The sequence below is a fragment of the Peribacillus sp. P4_C12 genome (genome assembly GCF_056402095.1).
Window position 1 is genome coordinate 1 of record NZ_JBFUIB010001230.1, and the last position, 500, is coordinate 500.

1 protein-coding gene is annotated in these 500 nt (G+C 35.8%); it reads left to right on the forward strand.

The genetic code is table 11. From position 1 onward, the window contains the following. Positions 1–477 (forward strand): RNA-guided endonuclease TnpB family protein (locus tag AC1DUW_RS32290; RefSeq protein WP_477644648.1); only part of this gene is annotated, 477 nt, incomplete at its 5' end. Between the last annotated feature and the right edge of the window lie 23 nt (positions 478–500).

Sequence of the window (500 nt, forward strand, 5' to 3'; positions counted from 1 at the left end):
TTGAATCAAAATAAACCATTGRCTGAAGCCAAAAACTATCAAAAACAAAAACGAAAAGTGGCTATCCTACACGAAAAAATTTCAAATGCCCGAATGGATTACTTACATAAAGTTTCTACCGAAATCATCAAAAACCACGATGTTATTGGAATGGAARACTTGCAAGTGTCGAATATGATGAAAAATCACAAACTAGCTAAAGCTATTAGTGAAGTATCTTGGTACCAATTCAAAAAAATGTTGGAATACAAAGCAAAATGGTATGGTAAACAAATCGTGACCGTATCTAAAACGTTTGCTTCTAGCCAATTGTGTTCTAGCTGCGGTTACCAAAATAAAGACGTTAAACATCTGAATCTTCGTGAATGGGATTGTCCTTTTTGTTCTACTCACCACGATCGAGATATTAACGCAGGRCTCAATCTAATGAATGAAGCCATAAGGCTTCTAACCGTAGGAACTACGGGAGTAGCCTAATTAAAAATTGGCCGATAGGCTAA